Source organism: Mesorhizobium sp. C268A, from assembly GCF_040324475.1.
In the GTDB taxonomy this organism is placed as follows: domain Bacteria; phylum Pseudomonadota; class Alphaproteobacteria; order Rhizobiales; family Rhizobiaceae; genus Mesorhizobium.
In genome coordinates, this window is the sequence record NZ_JAMYVX010000001.1 from 118,781 (window position 1) to 135,427 (window position 16,647).

At 62.5% G+C, this 16,647-nt stretch carries 18 protein-coding genes and 1 pseudogene; 10 read left to right on the forward strand and 9 right to left on the reverse strand.

Annotated elements, in window-relative coordinates; genetic code table 11:
• The first annotated feature begins 133 nt into the window (after positions 1-133).
• The 3 genes from purL (at position 134) to NKL06_RS00615 (ending at position 3,220) form a co-directional block, all read left to right on the forward strand.
• Positions 134-2,365 (forward strand): phosphoribosylformylglycinamidine synthase subunit PurL, encoded by a 2,232-nt coding sequence (gene purL, locus NKL06_RS00605; RefSeq protein ID WP_023669099.1) that lies wholly within the window; start codon positions 134-136, stop codon positions 2,363-2,365.
• A complete protein-coding gene (locus NKL06_RS00610; RefSeq protein ID WP_023694129.1) occupies positions 2,362-2,886 on the forward strand; it encodes a hypothetical protein in 525 nt (174 codons plus the stop codon). Before purL ends, NKL06_RS00610 begins: the two co-directional genes overlap by 4 nt.
• Positions 2,887-2,986: 100 nt before the next feature.
• The gene (locus NKL06_RS00615; protein ID WP_010909092.1) at positions 2,987-3,220 is read left to right on the forward strand and encodes a BolA/IbaG family iron-sulfur metabolism protein; all 234 of its coding nucleotides are present in this window, start codon (positions 2,987-2,989) and stop codon (positions 3,218-3,220) included.
• Here NKL06_RS00615 and NKL06_RS00620 read toward each other — a convergent pair.
• On the reverse strand, positions 3,148-4,065 hold the full coding sequence (locus NKL06_RS00620; protein WP_245267169.1) for a phosphodiester glycosidase family protein: 918 nt from the start codon (positions 4,063-4,065) through the stop codon (positions 3,148-3,150). The genes NKL06_RS00615 and NKL06_RS00620 overlap by 73 nt on opposite strands.
• Positions 4,066-4,225: 160 nt before the next feature.
• On the opposite strand from NKL06_RS00620, the gene grxD reads away from it, so the two are divergent.
• Both grxD and NKL06_RS00630 read left to right on the forward strand, forming a co-directional pair.
• Positions 4,226-4,561, forward strand: a complete 336-nt coding sequence (grxD, locus tag NKL06_RS00625; RefSeq protein WP_023669102.1) for a Grx4 family monothiol glutaredoxin — start codon at positions 4,226-4,228, stop codon at positions 4,559-4,561.
• Between the two features lie 117 nt (positions 4,562-4,678).
• Positions 4,679-5,947, forward strand: a complete 1,269-nt coding sequence (locus tag NKL06_RS00630; protein WP_023694128.1) for a multidrug effflux MFS transporter — start codon at positions 4,679-4,681, stop codon at positions 5,945-5,947.
• 63 nt (positions 5,948-6,010) lie between these two features.
• Here the strand turns inward: NKL06_RS00630 and NKL06_RS32640 are convergent, their stop codons facing one another.
• The 4 genes and pseudogenes from NKL06_RS32640 to rpsD all read right to left on the reverse strand — a co-directional run bounded on the left by NKL06_RS32640 (position 6,011) and on the right by rpsD (position 8,937).
• Positions 6,011-6,421, reverse strand: coding sequence for a UCP034077 family protein (locus NKL06_RS32640; protein WP_023669104.1), 411 nt, complete (start codon positions 6,419-6,421; stop codon positions 6,011-6,013).
• A gap of 85 nt (positions 6,422-6,506) precedes the next feature.
• A pseudogene (locus tag NKL06_RS00640) lies at positions 6,507-7,335 on the reverse strand (inositol monophosphatase family protein).
• Positions 7,325-8,212 carry a tRNA 2-thiocytidine(32) synthetase TtcA gene (gene ttcA / locus NKL06_RS00645; RefSeq protein ID WP_023694127.1) on the reverse strand — a complete coding sequence of 296 codons (888 nt, stop codon included), beginning with the start codon at positions 8,210-8,212 and terminating at the stop codon, positions 7,325-7,327. Before ttcA ends, NKL06_RS00640 begins: the two are co-directional and overlap by 11 nt.
• 107 nt (positions 8,213-8,319) lie before the next feature.
• Positions 8,320-8,937: a 30S ribosomal protein S4 gene (rpsD, locus tag NKL06_RS00650; protein ID WP_023669107.1), complete on the reverse strand. Its 618-nt coding sequence runs from the start codon at positions 8,935-8,937 to the stop codon at positions 8,320-8,322.
• Between the two features lie 387 nt (positions 8,938-9,324).
• On the opposite strand from rpsD, the gene NKL06_RS00655 reads away from it, so the two are divergent.
• A complete protein-coding gene (locus NKL06_RS00655) occupies positions 9,325-9,525 on the forward strand; it encodes a hypothetical protein (protein ID WP_023690200.1) in 201 nt (66 codons plus the stop codon).
• An 83-nt stretch (positions 9,526-9,608) separates the two neighbouring features.
• Here the strand turns inward: NKL06_RS00655 and NKL06_RS00660 are convergent, their stop codons facing one another.
• Entirely contained in the window at positions 9,609-9,797 is a 189-nt protein-coding gene (locus tag NKL06_RS00660) for a DUF3008 family protein (RefSeq protein ID WP_023684876.1), read from the reverse strand.
• Between the two features lie 162 nt (positions 9,798-9,959).
• Between NKL06_RS00660 and NKL06_RS00665 the strand changes: the two genes are divergently transcribed.
• Positions 9,960-11,342, forward strand: coding sequence for an RNB domain-containing ribonuclease (locus NKL06_RS00665; RefSeq protein ID WP_023694126.1), 1,383 nt, complete (start codon positions 9,960-9,962; stop codon positions 11,340-11,342).
• 83 nt (positions 11,343-11,425) lie between these two features.
• Here the strand turns inward: NKL06_RS00665 and murI are convergent, their stop codons facing one another.
• The 3 genes from murI to NKL06_RS00680 all read right to left on the reverse strand — a co-directional run bounded on the left by murI (position 11,426) and on the right by NKL06_RS00680 (position 13,896).
• Complete coding sequence (murI, locus tag NKL06_RS00670; RefSeq protein WP_023694125.1) at positions 11,426-12,214, reverse strand: glutamate racemase; 789 nt, start codon at positions 12,212-12,214, stop codon at positions 11,426-11,428.
• A 146-nt stretch (positions 12,215-12,360) separates the two neighbouring features.
• Positions 12,361-12,969: a DUF805 domain-containing protein gene (locus NKL06_RS00675; protein WP_023694124.1), complete on the reverse strand. Its 609-nt coding sequence runs from the start codon at positions 12,967-12,969 to the stop codon at positions 12,361-12,363.
• A 78-nt stretch (positions 12,970-13,047) separates the two neighbouring features.
• Complete coding sequence (locus NKL06_RS00680) at positions 13,048-13,896, reverse strand: RNA methyltransferase (protein ID WP_023694123.1); 849 nt, start codon at positions 13,894-13,896, stop codon at positions 13,048-13,050.
• Positions 13,897-14,113: 217 nt separating this feature from the next.
• Here NKL06_RS00680 and NKL06_RS00685 point away from each other — a divergent pair, with 217 nt between their 5' ends.
• The 3 genes from NKL06_RS00685 to NKL06_RS00695 are packed head-to-tail and all read left to right on the forward strand — an operon-like array spanning position 14,114 to position 16,567.
• Positions 14,114-15,325 (forward strand): NADP-dependent isocitrate dehydrogenase, encoded by a 1,212-nt coding sequence (locus tag NKL06_RS00685; protein WP_023669114.1) that lies wholly within the window; start codon positions 14,114-14,116, stop codon positions 15,323-15,325.
• Between the two features lie 10 nt (positions 15,326-15,335).
• Positions 15,336-15,950: a glutathione S-transferase family protein gene (locus tag NKL06_RS00690; RefSeq protein ID WP_023684871.1), complete on the forward strand. Its 615-nt coding sequence runs from the start codon at positions 15,336-15,338 to the stop codon at positions 15,948-15,950.
• Positions 15,951-15,964: 14 nt separating this feature from the next.
• Entirely contained in the window at positions 15,965-16,567 is a 603-nt protein-coding gene (locus NKL06_RS00695) for a demethoxyubiquinone hydroxylase family protein (RefSeq protein WP_023684870.1), read from the forward strand.
• Positions 16,568-16,647 lie beyond the last annotated feature (80 nt).

The window sequence follows — 16,647 nt, forward strand, 5'->3', positions numbered from 1 at the left end:
CAGCGGCTCCCCGCTACCATCGTCGCCCTGTGGTTTTCCGGCGTTTTTCGTCATCCAATGGGGTGTATCACGCCAAAGCTTGCGATATGAGGGGACTCAAATTCCCCTCTCCCATGGACATCAATCGCCGCCCATGACCATTTCCAATTCCGTGCCGATCACCCCGGAACTCATAGCCGCGCATGGGCTGAAGCCCGACGAATACCAGCGCATCCTCGATCTGGTCGGGCGCGAACCGAGCTTTACCGAACTCGGCATCTTCTCGGCGATGTGGAATGAGCACTGCTCCTACAAATCCTCGAAGAAATGGCTGCGCACGCTGCCGACCACCGGGCCGCAGGTCATCCAGGGTCCGGGCGAGAACGCCGGCGTGGTCGATATCGGCGACGGCGACTGCGTCGTCTTCAAGATGGAGAGCCACAACCATCCCTCCTACATCGAGCCCTACCAGGGTGCGGCGACCGGCGTCGGCGGCATATTGCGCGACGTCTTCACCATGGGCGCGCGGCCGATTGCGGCGATGAACGCTTTGCGCTTCGGGGCACCGGACCATCCCAAGACCAGGCACCTGGTCAGCGGCGTGGTTTCCGGCGTCGGAGGATACGGCAACGCCTTTGGCGTGCCGACCGTCGGCGGCGAGGTCAATTTCGACGCCCGCTACAACGGCAACATCCTGGTCAACGCCTTTGCCGCGGGCCTCGCCAAGACCGATGCGATCTTCCTGTCGGAAGCCAAGGGCGTCGGCCTGCCGGTCGTCTATCTCGGCGCCAAGACCGGGCGCGACGGCGTCGGCGGCGCCACGATGGCCTCGGCCGAGTTCGACGACAAGATCGACGAGAAGCGCCCGACCGTGCAGGTCGGCGATCCCTTCACCGAAAAATGCCTGCTCGAAGCCTGTCTTGAGCTGATGGCGTCTGGCGCCGTCATCGCCATCCAGGACATGGGTGCGGCCGGCCTCACCTGTTCGGCGGTCGAGATGGGCGCCAAGGGCGACCTCGGCATCGAGCTTCACCTCGACCAGGTGCCGGTGCGCGAAGAGCGCATGAGCGCCTATGAGATGATGCTGTCGGAGAGTCAGGAGCGCATGCTGATGGTGCTGCGCCCCGAGAAGGAAAAGGAAGCCGAGGCGATCTTCCACAAATGGGGCCTCGACTTCGCTATCGTCGGCAAGACCACCGACGATCTGCGTTTCCGCGTCATCCATCAGGGCGACGAGGTCGCCAATCTGCCGATCAAGGACCTTGGCGACAAGGCGCCGGAATATGACCGCCCCTGGGTCGAGCCGAAGAAGCCGGCGGCGCTCGCAGCCGGCGATGCGCCGAAGGCCGACGTTGCCGATGCGCTGTTGAAACTGCTCGGCGGGCCGAACCTGTCGTCGCGCCGCTGGGTGTGGGAGCAGTACGACACGCTGATCCAGGGCAATTCGCTGCAGCTTCCCGGCGGCGACGCCGGCGTGGTGCGCGTCGAAGGCCATCCGACCAAGGCGCTCGCCTTCTCCTCCGACGTCACGCCGCGCTATTGCGAGGCCGACCCGTACGAAGGCGGCAAGCAGGCGGTGGCCGAATGCTGGCGCAACCTCACCGCCACCGGCGCGCTGCCGCTGGCGGCCACCGACAACCTCAATTTCGGCAATCCGGAACGGCCTGAGATCATGGGCCAACTGGTCGGCGCGGTGAAAGGCATTGGCGATGCCTGTCGGGCGCTCGGCTTCCCGATCGTGTCGGGCAATGTCTCGCTCTACAACGAAACCAATGGCCAAGGTATCCTGCCGACGCCGACCATCGGCGGCGTGGGGCTGATTGCCGACTGGTCGAAGATGACCCGTATCGGCTTTGCCGCCGAGGGCCAGATGATCCTGCTGGTCGGCGCGCCCGCAAGCTGGGGCAGCCATCTCGGCCAGTCCGCCTATTTCAGGGACATCCATGGCCGCACCGACGGGCCGCCGCCATCCGTCGACCTCGCCCATGAAAAGCGCGTCGGCGACCATGTGCGCGCGCTGATCGCGTCGGGCGTCGTGACCGCGGCGCATGACCTTTCCGATGGCGGCTTGGCGATAGCCCTGGCCGAAATGGCGATGGCGTCCGGCATCGGCGCCACCATTCCGGGGCTCGCCGGCACCGACCCGATCCCGGTCTGGTTCGGCGAAGACCAGGGCCGCTACCTGCTGACGCTGTCCGTCGATCCGCAGAGCAAGGAATGGGACGCCATCCGCGAGGAACAGAGCAAGCTCGGCATCTTTGCGCCATGGATCGGCTCGACCGGTGGAAACGAACTGAAGCTCGGCGATGCCAGGGCGATCCCGGTCAGCGAATTGACCGCCGCCCACGAAGGCTGGTTCCCGAACTTCATGGACAAGTCCATTTGACCAGCCTGGCAGCCCGGACGCTGATCGCAGTCGTCTTCTGGCCGTCGCTGTTCTTCTTCTGGTTCCTCGGGCCGTTCGTCTTTTTCCTGCTGTCGACGACCTCGAGCGAGGTCTGTCCGCTGCTGGAAAGGCGTGACCAGTTCATTGAGGCGGCCAATGGCACACTGCAGATGCTGGCCTTGCAAAGTCTGATCTATGCGATCCCCATCGTCTGCCTGGTGCTGTGGAGCCGCCTTTTGCCGAACCCGGCGCGCGCAAGGCATGTCGCCACCTGCATCAAGCTCTTTGCCATTGCGGTCATTACCGGCGCGCTGTGGGAATACGGGTCATCGCTGATCTGCGACGGCTATGGCCAACCATTCTTTTCGCCCCTGTGGCAGATGACCAGCTATCTCCCGATCATCAACCTGGCGCTCAACATCCCGCTCTATGTCCTGGTGTTCAGCCTTGGCCGGGGGTTCTCGACCCGCGACGACATCACCGAAGATGGTGTGGTGCACCCGCCGCAGGATGGCCCTTAGACACTGCGTCGCCGACAGAACGGCTTCAACCCGGACCAGAAAGGCTTTAGGCTGCCGTCCGAGTCACTTCGTGCCTAGCCGCCCAGAACAGGATTTTGCCATGGCAATGGATGCCCACGACATCGAAAAACTGATCAAGGACGGCATTCCGGACGCCAAGGTGACGATCCGCGACCTCGCCGGCGACGGCGATCACTATGCAGCCGAAGTGGTGGCCGAGAGCTTCCGCGGAAAGAGCCGCGTCCAGCAGCACCAAATGGTCTATGATGCGCTGAAGGGCAATATGGGCGGCGTGCTGCACGCGCTGGCGTTGCAGACCAGTGTGCCGGACTGAAGCCAGACTGGCCTACTGTTTCTGCGGCTGCTTCGCCGACACTGACGTGATCGGCTTCGCCGACACTGAGATGATCGGGCCCGCCGGGTATTGTCCGCCGACATCATTCTTTTCCCATCCGACAGCGCGGAGACCGCGCCGTCGAGGAACAGCGCGTTGCGGCATTGTAGCGCGTCGCGAAACAGCCGCGCAAAGCTGCCGAAACTGACCTCAGACCGCGAGATCGCCAGCAAAACGGTGTTTTCATCGCGCACGCCGACGCCGTTGCGGATGTAGCGCGAGGTTCCGTTCGGCTCGAAGCGTGGGTGAATCTTGCCATCGATCACCAGCATCGGGCCGGACTGCGTGGCGAAGGCAACATCGCGTTTGGTAACCGCATAGGCGTTGCTTTCCATGACAGCCGCCTTGCCGTCATTGCCGACCAGAAAGACGCCGTTCGGTTTCAGGAAGAAATTGCCTTCGCCGTCGGCAAGGTTGAGCGGCGACTTCTCGCTGCCGTTCTCGACCAGCAGGCCGACCGGCGACAAATCCTCGTGATACATGCCGCCATTCACGGCGAGCAGCACCGGCCTCCCCTCGCCCGCAACCGCCTTGTCGAAGGCTTCGAGCGAACCAAAAGGCTTGCCATCGGCGCCGGCGTGGAAAACACCGATGCTGTCGGCGCGAAGATCGGTCTCGCAGACGACATAGGTCACCGCCTCGAAGGCGACATTCCGGCAAGGCGCGGGCAGGTCACCGCCAATGACCAGCGGCGGCGGCTCCGGGCGTCTCGGCCACCAGACAACGGCAATCGCGGCCAGCAGGATGGCGATCGGAAGGGCGGCGCCATATCGTCTTTTCATCATGTCCCGGAGGCTGCAATCGGCAGGGATGCTTGGCCCAAGACAGGCGATCCTTTGCGCCATTTCCGCGACGGCGGCGCAAACATCTTGTTTCGGCCCATCTATGGGTTTATTTGATGGCTATGCTTCGAGCCTGACTCCCACAGGCGTGAAAGGATATCTCATGAGCGGCATCAACGACTACATCGACAGCGAAGTGAAGGGCAACGACGTCGTCCTTTTCATGAAGGGCACGCCCGGTTTTCCGCAGTGCGGCTTTTCCGGCCAGGTCGTCCAGATCCTCGATTACATCGGCGCCGACTACAAGGGCGTCGACGTGCTGACCTCGGCCGAACTGCGCCAAGGCATCAAGGAATATTCGAACTGGCCGACGATCCCGCAGCTTTACGTCAAGGGCGAATTCGTCGGCGGCTGCGACATCATCCGCGAAATGTTCCAGGCGGGCGAGCTGCAGACGTTGCTCGTCGACAAGGGCGTCAGCGTCAAAGCGACAGCCTGATTCTGAGTTGAGACGGGGCAGCCCCGCCCCGGCAAAATGTTACCTCCCCCTATCGGAGTGAGGACGAACTTATGCGCCGGCATGCCGGCGCATATCGTTTTGAAGATCGGACCCGCCGTGGACCAGCCAGCAAAAGCGCCGCAACAGGCACGCAAATTGCCTATTCCGCGCTGGGAATTCATCGCGCTGTGCGCGGCACTGATGGCGTTGAACTCGCTGGCCATCGACATCATGCTGCCGGCACTGCAGCAAATCGGCGCCACGCTTGGCGTTGAGAATGAAAACCACCGCCAGTATGTGATCACCGCCTATATATTGGGCTTCGGTGGCGGACAGCTTTTCTTCGGACCGATCTCGGACCGGTTCGGGCGCCGCGCGCCGCTCGTTGCCGGGCTGGCGATTTATGTCGTGGCGGCGGCAGCTGCCGCCATCGCCCCGTCATTCGCCGTCCTGCTGCTGTGCCGGCTGGTGCAAGGCATCGGTGCGGCGGCGACCCGCGTCATCGCCGTCTCGATCGTGCGCGACACGTTCGACGGTCGGCGCATGGCCAAGGTGATGTCTCTGATCTTCATGGTGTTCATGGCCATCCCGGTGATCGCGCCTGGGATCGGCCAGGTCATCATGCTGTTCGCAACATGGCACTGGATCTTCGTCACCATGGCCGTCGGGGCGCTGATCGTGTCGGCGTGGTCGCTGCTGCGGCTGCCGGAGACGCTGCATCCGGAGTACCGCCGGCCGCTGACAGTCTCATCCGTCGTCGGTGGTTTCCGCATCGTGCTCACCAACCGCATGGCGCTTTGCTACGCCTTTGCCAGCACCTTCATTTTCGCCGCCATGTTCGGCTTCATCGCCTCCGCACAGCAGATCTATGTCGACATTTTTCATGTCGGCGAATTGTTTCCTGTCATCTTCGCGGGTGTCGCCGGCGTTCTCGCTTTTTCGAACTACCTCAACTCGCGCCTGGTCGGCCGCATCGGCATGCGCCGCCTGTCGCAGAGCGCACTGCTGTTGTTCCTGGTGATCAGCCTTGCCTGGCTCACCGTTTCGCTTCAAATGAAGATGCCACTCTGGCTGTTCATCACCTTCTTCGCCAGCGCGATGCTCCCGTTCGGCGCGCTCGGCGCCAATTTCAACGCGCTCGCGATGGAGCCGCTCGGCCAACTGGCGGGCACCGCGTCGTCCATCCTGGGCTTCATGCAGACTTTTCTCGGCGGCATCCTCGGCACGCTGATCGGCCAGGCCTTCAACGGCACGGTGACGCCGCTTGCCGCCGGCTTCTGCAGCGTCTCGGTCGCGGCCCTGCTGATGATCCTGATCGCCGAGCGCGGCAAGATGTTCCAGCCGCACAACCCACCCATTTCAGGGCACGTCACCGACCTGCATTGAGCAACTGTTCTGCGCTACGAGTTTTATTTGTCTCAGACCGCAGCCACTTTCAAGCGACGCGTTTCAGGATGCGCCGCCAATCACTGCCGTGAAACGAGGGAACAGCGGGCGCCCTGCGATGGCGCCACCCATGCTGTCCGAAAGAGGCATCGGCAGAGCCTTGTCGAGAGCTTCGAGCACGGATGACACAAAGACCCGGTTGAGCGAGGCATCATCTCCCATATGGGAGAAAGTGGCGCGCGGTTTGCCCATCAGCGTGCCGTTTTTGCGAATTGAGAAACTCAGCGTCAGGGTCATGCCAGCACTTCCAGGCGGCGGCTGCCAACAGGCAAAGATCGCGGAAAACATCTCGTCTATGGTATCGACGGGATCGCGACTGCCGCACGCGCGTTCCTGCGATCTTGCCTCAGTGGCGCCAGCGGCGGCCAAGGCAAGTGCAAGCGCCGTTGCAACAATTGCGGACCGATGTTTCATTTCGCAGCTTCCGACTTCGCGAGAGATTGGACACTATAACAGAGCCAATATACTTGACGAAAGCCTCTACCAGCAGTTGGACCGATTATTGCGCCCAGAGTTCCCTGCGCAACTCCTGCCAGCTTTCCTTGTCCGGGGCGACAAGAATGCCGCCGTCGATATGCGAGGGCAGATAGGCGCTGCCGTCGATCCGCCGCGGTGTAGCCGCCGGCCTCGGCGTGGATCAGCACACCGACCAGATGGTCCCACGGCATCAGTTTGTTGTAGACGACGAAATGGGCATGGCCGCTGGCCAGAAGACGGTATTCATGTGCCGCGCAGCGATAGCCGAACTGCGACAGGGTCTTGGTCTGGTTGCGCGCCAGGAGCGAGCGTTGCGGTTCCGCCAGATATTGTCAGGAGACGGAGCCGGTCATCTGCGAGATCGGCACGGCATCGGCGACGTGCACCGTCTCCAGCGCGCCATGCGCATGGCGGATATGGCTGCCGGCGCCCTTGGCGCCGATCAGCCAGTCCCGGCCTACGGGGTCATGGATGATACCGGCGACGGTTTCGCCCTTGACGACGACGCTCAGCATGACGCCGAAGAGCGGCACGCCGGAGGCGAAGTTGAAGGTGCCGTCGACCGGGTCGACGACGAAGGCGAGGTCGGCATCGCCGAGCCCCTGAAGCAGCGCCGGATTGTCGGAACAGGCTTCCTCGCCGACGATCATCGCCGTGGGATAGCGCTCGCGCAGCCTGGCCGTGATCAGCCGCTCGGCGTTGATGTCGGCCTCGGTCACCAGGTCGGCAGCCGAGGTCTTCTGTCTGATGTCGCCCTCGCCCAGCCGGCGAAAGCGTGGCATGATTTCGGCCCTGGCTGCATCGGCGAGAAGCTCGGCCAGCCAGTCGATCGCTTGGTCGTCAAATATCATCGGAAATGTCTTGTCCTGTGCTGAGGCTGCCATTGAGGGCGGCAAAGTCGAACAGCTTTCTGTCGAGCAGATGCGAGGGCCTGGTGTTGGACAGCGCGCGCAGCATCGTGTCCTTGCGGCCCGGCATGCGCTTTTCCATGTCGTCCAGCATCGCCTTCATGGCGTAGCGCTGCAGGCCTTCCTGGCTGCCGCAGAGATCGCAGGGAATGATCGGGAATTTCATCGCGGCGGCGAATTTCTCCAGATCGACCTCGGCGCAGTAGCTCAGCGGCCGCAGCACCATGACGTCACCGTCGTCATTGAGCAGCTTTGGCGGCATGGCGGCAAGGTGGCCGCCATGGATTAGATTCATGAAGAAGGTTTCGAGAATGTCCTCGCGGTGGTGGCCGAGCACCAGCGCCGAACAGCCCTCCTCGCGCGCAATGCGATAGAGATGGCCGCGCCGCAGCCGCGAGCACAGCGAACAATAGGTGCTGCCCTGAGGCAGCTTGTCGGTGACCACCGAATAGGTGTCCTGATACTCGATGCGATGGGCGATGCCATGCGCATTGAGGTAATCGGGCAAAATGTGCTTCGGAAAGTTCGGCTGGCCCTGGTCGAGATTGCAGGCGAGCAGCTCGACCGGCAAAAGGCCGCGCCATTTGAGATCGAGCAGCACGGCGAGCAGGCCGTAGGAATCTTTGCCGCCGGACAAGGCCACCAGCCAGCGGTCGCCGGGCCTCGCCATGGCGAAATCCTCGACCGCCTGACGGGTTAACCGCAACAGCCGCTTACGCAGTTTGTTGAACTCGACCGATGACGGCACGTCGGCAAACAGCGGATGGAAGCCGCCTTCAGCAATCGGTTCAACTTTTTCGATGTCTGCCAGCATATTCATGGCTTGTCGCTTTCCATAGCCGAGAGTGCCGGATTAGCGGACATGGCCGACAAAGAAAAGGCCGCCTCGACGGGCGGCCCTTTCCGGTATCGCAGAAAAGCGATCGATCAGCGCGAATAGAATTCGACGACCAGGTTCGGCTCCATCTGCACGGCGAACGGAACGTCGGCCAGGCCGGGGATGCGCGAGAAGGTCGCGACCATCTTGTTGTGATCGACTTCGATATAGTCCGGCACGTCGCGCTCGGCGAGGCCGACCGCTTCCAGCACGATGACCAGCTGCTTCGACTTTTCGCGCACTTCGACGACGTCGCCCGGCTTGCAACGGTACGAGCCGATGTTGACGCGCTTGCCGTTGACGTTGACGTGGCCGTGGTTGACGAACTGGCGAGCCGCGAAAATGGTCGGCACGAACTTGGAGCGGTAGACGACCGCGTCGAGACGCGACTCGAGCAGGCCGATCAGGTTCTCGGAGGTGTCGCCCTTGCGGCGATCAGCCTCTTCATAGACCTTGCGGAACTGCTTTTCGGAGACATCACCATAGTGACCCTTCAGCTTCTGCTTGGCGCGCAGCTGCAGGCCGAAATCGGAAAGCTTGCCCTTGCGGCGCTGGCCGTGCTGGCCGGGGCCGTATTCACGCTTGTTGACCGGGGACTTCGGGCGGCCCCAGATGTTTTCGCCGAGACGGCGGTCGATCTTGTACTTCGCGGATTCGCGCTTGCTCATCGCATTCCCTTTCAAAACAAACCACCCGGAACCTCATGGTCCGGGTGAAGGAAACGCGCCCTCCTCTGGCCTCCGTTTTCGAGGCCTGACAGGGTTTTCCCACGCAACGCGGCGGAAAACCCACGGGACACGTCAGTCTAGACAAAACCCAGGAAACGATAAACCTGCTTTCCCGGGTCTTGCCATGCAAAAGAAACAACCGGGCATTGCGGCCCGGTGTTGGTGCGCTCGTTAAACGGAGATTTGAGCAGAGTCAAGCGCGTCGCTGGCGCTGGGCCCGGCAACCATATCACGTCTTTGGCGTTGAGTGCCGTGCCGGATGCGGCGGGAGGTTGTTGCGCCGACGGCATTTAGGAAGGGACTGGAGCCAAAGGAGCCCGAAGTCGCATGAAGAAGTTTTTCCTCTCGTTGGTCGGTGCAGCCGTCCTGGCCGGGACGATGTCGATCGCCGTGCCCGAGCCAGCGATGGCCAAGCATTGGCAGGGCCACAAGCATCGTCAGACCTGCCATGTCGTGGTGAAGAAGAAGGTCATCTGGCGGCATGGCCACAAGAAGGTCATCCGCTACAAGGTGAAGCGCTGCTGGTGACGTCAGGAGTTTCGGGCTTGGCCTGAATCGAAGAAGCCCGTGGTTTCGGCCACGGGCTTTGCTTATCAACTCGGTTCAAGGTTTCAGTCTGCCGATTTCTTCTCCGGCAGGCCTTTGCGCTTGGTCTCGGCGAATTCCTCGAGCTGTTTTTCGCTCATCGAATTGTACATCGACTTCGACGCGCCTTGAAGCTCGCTCTTCCTGGTCTCGCCGCGCTTGGCCGACAGGGCTGCTCCAGCGGCCTTTTGCTGTGCTTTTGAGGTTGCAGGCATATCGGCTCCTCCTTTGCTGCCAGAGGAAGAAACGTTGCGCTCCGGCGACGGTTCCAGCGCTGGCGGTCAACTTCCGTTCCGCGCTTATGCCTGCCCATGGTCGGCCGGCACTGCCGGCAAAACCACCTTCCCGTGCCCGCAACGCCGGTGTAGGACGGCGCCATGAAATCGTTGAACGATCCCTCGCAGGCACTCGCTACCGGCCTCGCGAAAATCCGCACCGAGTTCCATGTGCCGGAGGGATTTCCCCCTGATGTAATGGCCATGGCACAGATGGCGGCCAGGCGCGTGCCCGACCAGCATGCCGACCGCACGGCGATGCCCTTCGTGACGCTCGATCCCGCGGCTTCCACCGATCTTGACCAAGCGTTTTCGATCGAAGCGAGCGGTAGCGACCTTCTGTTGCACTATGCGATTGCCGACGTAGCCTGGTTCGTCGCGGACGGCGACGCGGTGGATCGCGAAGCCTGGGCGCGGGGCGAAACCCTGTATTTGCCGGACGGCAAGGCCGGGCTCTATCCCCGGGTCATTGCCGAGGGCGCCGCGAGCTTGCTGCCCGGCGGTCCGCGTCCGGCTGTCATCTTCACGGTCCGGATCGCCGACGACGGAGCGGTAAGGCTGGATGGCGCGGAGCGGGCAATCATTCAAAGCCGCGCCAAGCTCGCCTATGACAGCGTGCAGGCCGCCGACGTCCCAGTCGGCTTCGCCGAAATCGCGCGGCGCATGGCGGCGGCCGAAGACCGTCGCGGCGCTTCGCGCGTCGACCCGCCCGAGCAGGAGGTGGAACAGCTTGCCGATGGCACATTCCAGCTTGCGTTCAGACCGCTGCTGCAATCCGAGCAAGACAACGCAGCACTTTCGCTGGCCGCCAACATGGCGATTGCCGACGCCATGCTGGCACACCGGACCGGCTTGTTCCGGGTGATGGCGCCGCCCGATGCTTCCAAAGTACAAAGACTGCGCAGCGCGGCACGGGCCTTAGGCCTGTCCTGGCCTCCTTCGACCAGCCTGTCCGACTATCAGCGAACCCTCGATCCGACCAACATGCACCAGGCAGCGCTGATGCTGGAAATCCGCCGCGCCGGCTCCGGTGCGTCCTACCAACCCTATGAAGAAGGCGTTGTCCCCTGGCACGAGGCGATGGCCGCGACCTATGCCCACGCCACAGCGCCCCTGAGGCGGCTGGCCGATCGCTATGTCGTGCGCTGCGTGCTGGCCATCGCCAACGGCCAGCCGGTGCCGCAAGCCGTTACCGAGGCGTTTTCCAGACTGCCGAAGGTGATGGGCCGCGCAGGCGCCCGCGCCTCGCAGATCAACCACGCGGCCATCGACCTTGCCGAGGCGGTGATGCTGAGGGGGCGCATGGGTGAAACATTCAAGGCCGTCGTCACCGACGTCGGTGATCAGCGTGTGCGCGTTCAGCTCTCGGACATGCCTGTCGTTGCGAATGTGAAGGCCTCAGGGTTCAGGCAGGGCGATGGCCTGACGCTAAGGCTTGTTTCGGCCGATCCGGATCGACGCGTCATTGTCTTCGAACCTGTCTAAAGCGCGTCGGCGACGCGCCTTAGTTTTTTGTTTTTATGGATGTCGTTGTCCCAAAACCGCTGCGCACTTTTGGGCGACATGCATTAGCGCGCGCTCAATCCAAAACCCTGCATCAGCCGGCTGATGGCGAAATCCGCGTTTCCGGAGGTAAAGACGGCGATGTCGGGCTCGCTTTGCGGCAGTGGCCCGTCGACAGCCGGAAGCAGCGACAGAGCGCGCCGCGCAATCGCCTCGGCCGGGTCGATCCAGTCGACCGGCCAGGGCGCGGTCTTGCGCATGCGATTAGCCAGGAACGGATAGTGCGTGCAGGCGAGCACGACGATGTCCGTGCGCAAATCGTCATGCTGGACGAAACACGGTGCGATCTCGGCACGCACGGCCTCCTCGTCGACAAAGCCCTCACGCATGTAGGCCTCGGCCAGTCCGGCCAGATTGTTGCTGCCGACCAGCCGGACATGGCATTTCTGCGCCCATTTGCCGATCAGGTCGCGCGTGTACTGGCGCTTCACCGTGCCCGGCGTCGCCAGCACCGAGACCAGCCCGGACCGGGTGCGCTCGGCAGCCGGCTTGATTGCCGGCACCGTGCCGACAAAGGGATGGCCAGGGAATTTTTCCCGCAACGCATCGATCACCAGCGTCGAAGCGGTATTGCAGGCGACGACCGAAATTTCCGGATCAAAACGGTCGAGCAGCTTGGCGAAGAGCTCGACTATATGGGCCTGCAGCGCCGGCTCTTCCCAGGCGCCGTAGGGAAAGGCCTTGTCATCGGCGACGTAGACGAAGCGCCGGTCGGGCATCAGCACGCGCGCTTCGCGCAGCACGGTCAATCCGCCAACGCCGGAATCGAACATCAGTATCGGACGGTGGCTCATTGATATCGGACCATGAAAGAGGCTGGATCAGAAGGCTTGGCGGTCATTGGCCAATGCCGTTCTATCTGCAACCATCATGGCCTTGAAGTGGCGAATGTCAGCAAGTTCTTAGCAAAGCCGGCGAAGACGACCTTGCCTCGGTTGCTCTAGAGCCCGCGCTTGCCGAAGCCGGCGGGCCGCGGACGGCCCAGAGGCTGGGCGGACGGCACCGAGCGCGTGGCCGGTATGGCGTTGCGCATGGAAGACTGTGCCGCGCTGCTGGCCATCCGGCTGGATGCCGCAGGCATGGGCGTATCGCCATCGAAATCGAAAACCGATGTCAGTTCGTCGATATTGATGCCCGCCACCGGCTTAGCCACCAGAATCGTGCACCAAAGGCCAAAGATCGACAGCGCAAGCAGGTTCAAACCGCTGGACGTGCTTTCCGGATTGTTGAAATCGATGACCAGCAGCGTGCCTGCCTGCAGAAAGGCGTAGATGGCGCAGAACACGATGTAGGACCACAGGATCCAGGCTTTGCCGTTGGCGTCGCGGCTGCGTCGCCAGGCGATGTTGGCACGCATGACCACAGCCAGGAGGGAAACGATCAGAACCGCGCCTGCCATCTCTTGCCGCGATGGACCGGGCGCCGAGTTGACCAGCCCCTCAAAGCCGATCGTGCCAACGATGCACAGCACGGCAAGAACGGCCTCGAGCAGGGCTACGCCGAGGGAATAGAAGAAGAAGCGCATACGGCCGATTTTGGACGTGAACATCTGCCACCCCGTTTTGACAACAATGGATGATAAGCAAATAAAATTCGGTTACTTCAGCCGTTCGAAGCTTAGCGATTTCTAATCTTCTTTGTCTGCCTGGGGTTTTCGCGCAGCGGCCGGCAAACGCCTTGGATCGTCTCCCGGCGAGCCGTCACCGCGCGGCATGGCCGGCGAAAACCGGTCGAGCGACGAGATGATGCCACGCAGCACTTTCAGTTCCGGCTCGGCGAAACCGGCGCGCGTCAAGACGGCGCGCAGATTGTCGACCATCTTGGGTTTCTTGGGCGCCGGGCGGAAATAACCGCGCGCTTCGAGCGCGCCTTCGAGATAGGCAAACAGGCCGTGCAACTCTTCCTTGCTCGCCGGCTTCATTTCAGGACTGGAGAAATTGGTCGCCGTCTCGTCCTCCAGGCCGGATTTCATCCACTCATACGACATCAACAGCACGGCCTGGGCGATGTTGAGCGACGAAAAGCCGGGATCGACCGGGAAGGTGACGATCTCGTCGGCCAGCCCGACCTCGTCATTGTAGAGCCCAAAACGCTCGCGGCCGAACAAGATGCCGGTGCGCAGGCCGGCCATCTGACGCGCCCTCAGCGCCCTGCCCGCCTCGACCGGACCACGCACGGGTTTGAAGCCGTCGCGCTCCCGCGCCGTGGTGGCGAAGACGAAGTTGAGGTCGGCGACGGCGGACGCCAGATCGCCGAACACTGTTACGGCATCGATGACATGGTCGGCGCGGCTGGCGGCGGCGCGCGCCTTCTCGCTCGGCCAGCCGTCACGCGGGTTGACCAGTCTCAGTTCGGCAAGGCCGAAATTGGCCATGGCGCGCGCAACCATGCCGATATTCTCGCCGAGCTGCGGCTCGACCAGGATGATCGCCGGCCCGGCGGCGGATGCGTTTTCAGGATGATCGACGGCGGACATGATCTCAATGAACTGCTGTTTGCGGCATTTCAGCGTTCCCTGCCACATCCGCTCGGCAAAATGAAGCTTTTGCAAAACACCGGTCGCGGCACAGACGACCCATTCTGCACGGATCGGCGTTTGCGCGGCCAAATAGGCTTTGATATACGCTCCGCATCCCCGGCCGAAGCCATGCGGGCAAGGCCGTTTAGTTCCCCAAAAGCGAGGCATTCTTTTCATGGCGAAGATCAAGGTGGCGAACCCGGTCGTCGAGCTCGACGGCGACGAGATGACCCGCATCATCTGGCAGTTCATCAAGGACAAGCTGATCCACCCTTATCTCGACCTGAAGCTCGAATATTACGACCTCGGCGTCGAGCACCGCGACGCCACCAACGACCAGGTGACCATCGATTCGGCCAATGCCATCAAGAAATGGGGCGTCGGCGTGAAATGCGCGACGATCACGCCCGACGAGCAGCGCGTCGAGGAATTCAAGCTGAAGAAGATGTGGAAGTCGCCCAACGGCACCATCCGCAACATTCTCGGCGGCACGATTTTTCGCGAACCGATCATCATGAAGAACGTGCCGCGTTTGGTGCCGGGATGGACCAAGCCGATCATCGTCGGCCGTCATGCCTTCGGCGACCAGTATCGCGCCACCGATTTCCGCTTCCCCGGCAAGGGCAAGCTGACCATCAAGTTCGTCGGCGAGGACGGCAAGGTGATCGAGCATGACGTGTACGACGCACCCGGCGCCGGCGTTGCCATGGCGATGTACAATCTCGACGACTCCATCCGGGAATTCGCCCGCGCCTCGCTGAATTACGGCCTGCTGCGCAACTATCCGGTTTATCTCTCGACCAAGAACACCATCCTCAAAGCCTACGACGGCCGCTTCAAGGACATTTTCCAGGAGGTCTACGAGGCTGAATTCGAGGCCGAGTTCAAGGCGAAGAAGCTGTGGTACGAGCACCGGCTGATCGACGACATGGTGGCCTCCGCCCTGAAATGGTCTGGCGGCTACGTCTGGGCCTGCAAGAATTATGACGGCGACGTCCAGTCCGACACGGTGGCGCAAGGTTTTGGCTCGCTTGGCCTGATGACCTCCGTGCTGATGACGCCGGACGGCAAGACGGTGGAAGCGGAGGCCGCGCACGGCACCGTGACGCGCCACTATCGCCAGCACCAGAAGGGCGAGGAAACCTCGACCAATTCGATCGCCTCGATCTTCGCCTGGACGCGCGGCCTCGCCCACCGCGCCAAGCTCGACGATAATGCCGAGTTGAAGCGATTTGCCGACACGCTGGAGAAGGTCTGCATCCAGACGGTTGAGAGCGGCTTCATGACCAAGGACCTGTCGCTCTTGATCGGTCCCGACCAACCATGGCTGTCGACCACCGGCTTCCTCGACAAGATCGACGAGAATTTGCAGAAGGCGATGGCGTAAGCCGGCAGCCATGGCCAAGCCGGTCGTCTACGGGGCGGACTACAGCGTCTATGTGCGCATCGTCCGCCTCGTGCTGGCGGAAAAAGGCATCGACTACGACCTTGTGCCGGTCGATGTCTTTGCCGCCGAGGGCACTCCCGCCTGGTACTTCGAGCATCACCCTTTCGGCCGCATTCCGGCCGTCGAGCATGACGGGTTTCGCCTGTTCGAAACCAGCGCAATCGCCCGCTATGTCGACGAGGCGTTCGACGGCCCGGCACTGCAGCCAAAAGACGCCCGCACCCGCGCAACGATGAACCAGATCATCGGCATGCTCGACGCCTATGCCTACAGATCGATGGTCTGGGACGTCGCCGTCGAGCGGCTTGAGAAGGAAGCGCCAGACGAGGCACTGGTCGCCAACGGGCTGCGCCAGGCGGAAACGGTGCTGCGGGTGCTCACCGCACTCAAGCCTCCCGGGCCGTGGCTGCTCGGCGACCAGCTGACGCTGGCCGACCTGCATGCGGCATCCATCATCGCCTATTTCGTCAAGGTCGCCGACGGGCAAAAGCTGCTTGCGGCGTTCGCCGACATCCAGGCCTGGTGGGACGGCATCGCAAAACGTCCGAGCCTGGCGGCGGGCTGATATGGGTTCGGGCCATGGCTGACCCATCTCGCCAGGACGCGCTCACCATCGCCAGAATTGTCAGGGTCAACCACGCCGGTGAGTTCGGTGCGATCAGGATCTATTCGGCGCAGATTCTTGTCGCCAGGCGCTTCTGGCCGGATTGCGTGCCATCCTTGTCGGAGATGCTCGGGCACGAGCGCACGCATTGCGCCGCCTTCCGTGCCGCCATGCCGGCGCGGAAGGCGCGACCGTGCCGGGTGATGCAATTCTGGAGCTGGGGTGGCTGGCTGCTGGGTTCTGTCACCGCCCTGCTCGGTCCGCAAGGCATCTGGGCCTGCACGGCGGCGGTTGAAGCGGCGGTGCATCGCCATCTGGACGATCAGCTGTTTTTCCTCGCCAATCGCGACCACGACTTGCAAGGCATCATCCTGGCGATCCGCGAGGAAGAGCTCGCCCATCTCCATCACGCCGAAGAGCAGCTGAAATCGCCCGGCCCGGCGCTGAACTTTTTACGGTCGCTGATTTCGATCGCCACGGACGTGCTGATCTGGCTGTCCACCTGGGGCGATTCCAGCAGAATGACGCGCGCCCTGAAGGCGGCGAAAAGAACTAGACTAGCTAGACGGACCGTCTAAGAGCTGATTGCCGGCTTGCCACTATCAGCCACAGAATGGCAAGCACGGCGGCGAAGGCCGGAAAGCCGCACACGAACCAG